Consider the following 3,620-nt stretch of genomic DNA (forward strand, 5'->3'; position numbering starts at 1 on the left):
ACCTCGCCGAGGCGCGCTCGGACGCCCGGCGCGCCCACGCGGCGTGGCAGGAGGCGAAGGAGGCGCAGGCGGCGGCCAGCCCGGAGCCGACGCCGCGCCCGAGCGCCTCCGCGACCCCGCCGTCGTGCCGCACGACGTACGACGGGCCGCCCTTCTCCACCTCGCCCCCGACCGAGGGCGGCGACGGCTCCAACGGCCGCCTGCCGGCCTCCGCGCTCGCCGAGGTCCCGTGGCAGCCGCGCGACTCGCAGGGCAACCGCTTCTACCTGCGCACCGAGGCCGCCGCCGCGCTCGGCCGCCTCGACGCGGCGTTCCGTGCGCGGTTCGGCCACCACCTGGACCTCGACCTCGCATACCGGGACTACGCGACGCAGGTGGCGATGCGCGAGGCGCTGGGCGCGGTCGCCGCGGTGCCCGGCACCTCGAAGCACGGCACCGGCACCGCGATCGACGTGCCCGAGCTCCCCTGCGACTACGGGTACGGCACCGCCGAGTACCGGTGGCTCCTCGCGAACGGCCCGCGGTTCGGCTGGGTGCAGCCGTCATGGGCGCGCGAGAACGGCTCGTCGCCCGAGTACTGGCACTACGAGTACGTCGGCTGACCGTCAGCCGGGCGGTCGCACGTCGGCCGCGCGCGTGGGGATCGTCAGCGCCGAGACCAGGCCGCCCGCCGCGAGCAGCGCCGCGCAGACGAGCATCGCGGTGCGGTGCGCCGGCTGCAGCGTGGCCGGGTCGGTGAGGGCCGCGCCCACCCCCGCGGCGAGCGGCAGAACGGCGACCGCGAGCAGCCCGGCGACACGCGCGACGGCGTTGTTGACGCCGCTCGCGGCGCCGACGAGGTGGTCCGGCGCCGCCGACAGCGCCGTGGTGGTGAGCGGCGCGACGACGACGGCGAGGCCGAGCCCGAACAGCAGCGTGCCCGGCAGGACGTGCGTGAGGTACGGGGTGTCCTCGCCGACCGCGGTGAACCACAGCGTCCCGGCCGCGGCGAGCAGCGGCCCGGCCGTCATCATCCAGCGCGGCCCCCAGCGCTGGCCGAGCGCGCCGGCGGTCGGGGAGAGCAGCAGGAGCAGCACCGTCACGGGCACGGGCGCGAGCCCGGCGGCGAGCGGGGAGTAGCCCGCGACCACCTGCAGCGCGACGACGAGGAAGAACATGACGCCCGACAGCGCCGCGTACACCAGCAGCGTCGCCAGGTTGACGCCCGCGAACGGCCGCCAGCGGAACAACCCCGGCGGCAGGATCGGCGCGCGCGCCCGGGACTCCACGGCGACGAACGCGACGAGGGCGGCCACGCCGCCGCACAGCGTCGCCACGACGACGGCGTCCGCCCGTCCCTCGCTCGTCCACGCCGTGAACCCGTAGGTCAGCCCGGCCAGCCCCAGCGCGCCCAGCACCGTGCCCGCCACGTCGAGCCCGCGCGCGGCGGACGGGTCGCGGCTCTCCGGCACCCACCGCAGCGCCACGGCGACGACCACGGCCGCGAGCGGCAGGTTGATGCCGAACACCCAGCGCCACGTCGTCACCTGCACGATCCAGCCGCCCAGGAACGGCGCGAGCGCCCCGGCGACGCCGCCGAGGCCCGACCACATGCCGATCGCCCGCCCGCGGTCCTCCCCCGCGAACGTCGACTGCAGGATCGCGAGCGACCCCGGCGTGAGCAGCGCGCCGCCGACGCCCTGGAGCACCCGCGCCGCGACGAGCAGCCCGAGCGTCGGCGCGAGCGCGCACGCGAGCGAGGCCACCGCGAACCACACGACCCCGACGAGGAACAGCCGCCGGCGCCCGTACCGGTCACCGAGCGAGCCGCCGAGCAGGAGGAACGCGGCGAGCGTCAGCCCGTAGCCGTTGACCACCCACTGCAGGCCGGCGGTCGAGGCGCCCAGCTCCTCGGCGAGCCGGGGCAGCGCGATGGTGACCACCGTCGCGTCGATGAACGCGATCGCCGAGCCCAGGACGGTCGCGAGCAGCACCCACCGCCCGCGGGCGGAGGCGTACGCGACCGGGGCCGGGTGGGGGGCGAGCGGCGCGTCAGCGGGGCCGGTCACGGTCGCGGCTCGGCTGCACCCGCTTCGGCTCGCCCGGCATCTTGGGGTACTCGGGCGGGTACGGCAGGTCGCCCTCGCCGTGGTCGGCCTCCTGCCGGTCCGCCAGCTCCAGGAGCGACTCGATCGAGTACCGCGGCGTCTGGTGCGCGACCAGCGGCGCGAACAGGTCGCCGACCTCCGCGAACCGGGCCGGCATCGTGAGCACGTCGAAGTCGTCGGGATGGACGTCGCTCACCTCGTCCCAGCGCAGCGGCGCGGAGACGGTGGCCCGCGGGTTCGTGCGGATCGAGTACGCGGAGGCGATGGTGCGGTCGCGCGCCATCTGGTTGTAGTCGACGAAGATCTTCGCGCCGCGCTCCTCCTTCCACCAGCGCATCGTGACCTCGTCGGGCATCCGCCGTTCCAGCTCGCGGCCGAACGCGATCGTCGCCCGCCGCGCGTCGGTGAACGACCACCGCGGCTCGATCGGCACGAAGATGTGGATCCCCCGGCCGCCGGAGGTCTTGGGCGTCCCCTCCAGGCCGTGCTCCGCGAGCAGCTCGCGCACCCGAGGGGCGACCCGGGCGGCGTCGGCGAAGTCGGTGCCGGGCTGCGGGTCGAGGTCGATCCGGATCTGGTCGGGGGAGTCGACGTCGTCCCGCGTCACCGGCCACGGGTGGAACGTCAGCGTGCCGAGGTTCGCGGCCCACGCCACGACGGCGAGCTCCGTCGGCGCCACCTCGTCCGCGGTGCGGCCCGACGGGAAGCCGATGCGCGCCGTCTCGACGTACGGCGGCGCGCCCTGCGGCACGCGCTTCTGGTAGAACGCGTCGCCCGAGGAGTCGGTCCGGGTGGCGAGCTTCGCGCCCTCGAAGACGCCCTTCGGCCAGCGCTCGAGCGTGGTGGGGCGGTGCAGCAGGGCGCCCAGGATGCCGTCGCCCACGGCGACGAAGTACTGGACGACGTCGAGCTTGGTGAGCCCGCGCTCGGGGAACACGACCCGGTCCGGGCTGCTGACGCGCACGGTGCGTCCGCGCACGTCGAGCTCGACCGCCGGGGTGGACGACGCTGCCATGGCGCCCACGCTAGGGGTGGGAGCCCACACGCGCAGCCGTCAGTGCGTCCCGATGAGCCCGCGCTGGTGCGCGATCGAGACGGCCTCGGCCCGCCCCGACGCGCCGAGCTTCGCCAGCAGGTTCGAGATGTGCACCGAGACGGTCTTGCCCGAGATGAACAGCTGCTCGCCGATCTGCCGGTTCGACAGCCCCTGCGCCACCAGCGCGAGGACCTCCGCCTCCCGGGCCGTGAGCACGTCGGCGGACGACGTCCGCTCGCCCGGCAGCGCCAGCCGGCCGCGGCGCCCCAGCGAGCGCACGGCCTCCGCGAGCGGGCGCGCGCCCATCCCGTCGGCCTCGGCGAGCGCCTGCGCGGCGTGCTCGCGCGCCTCGTCGCGCTCGCCCAGCAGCAGCAGCGACTCCGCGAGCCGGTACCGCGTGCGGGCGACCTCGTACCGGTACCCGTAGTCGAACTCGTCGAGGGCGGCCCGCCACAGCGCCGGGTCGTTCGCGGCCCCGCCGAGCGCGCGGCCGTGCT

General features: G+C 76.2%; 4 protein-coding genes. 1 reads left to right on the top strand and 3 read right to left on the bottom strand.

Annotation, left to right across the window (positions count from 1 at the left end; genetic code table 11):
- Positions 1-602 (top strand): M15 family metallopeptidase (locus HGCM_RS17135; protein WP_019135930.1); only part of this gene is annotated, 602 nt, incomplete at its 5' end.
- 3 nt (positions 603-605) lie between these two features.
- Here HGCM_RS17135 and HGCM_RS05845 read toward each other — a convergent pair.
- The 3 genes from HGCM_RS05845 to HGCM_RS20375 all read right to left on the bottom strand — a co-directional run.
- Positions 606-2,048 (bottom strand): MFS transporter, encoded by a 1,443-nt coding sequence (locus tag HGCM_RS05845; RefSeq protein WP_019135931.1) that lies wholly within the window; start codon positions 2,046-2,048, stop codon positions 606-608.
- The gene (ligD, locus tag HGCM_RS05850) at positions 2,032-3,102 is read right to left on the bottom strand and encodes a non-homologous end-joining DNA ligase (RefSeq protein ID WP_019135932.1); all 1,071 of its coding nucleotides are present in this window, start codon (positions 3,100-3,102) and stop codon (positions 2,032-2,034) included. The genes HGCM_RS05845 and ligD overlap by 17 nt, the downstream gene beginning before the upstream one ends.
- 39 nt (positions 3,103-3,141) lie before the next feature.
- Positions 3,142-3,620 (bottom strand): helix-turn-helix transcriptional regulator (locus tag HGCM_RS20375; RefSeq protein ID WP_040398959.1); only part of this gene is annotated, 479 nt, incomplete at its 5' end.

Origin of the sequence: Cellulomonas massiliensis JC225 (assembly GCF_000312005.1) — a bacterium.
GTDB lineage: Bacteria > Actinomycetota > Actinomycetes > Actinomycetales > Cellulomonadaceae > Cellulomonas > Cellulomonas massiliensis.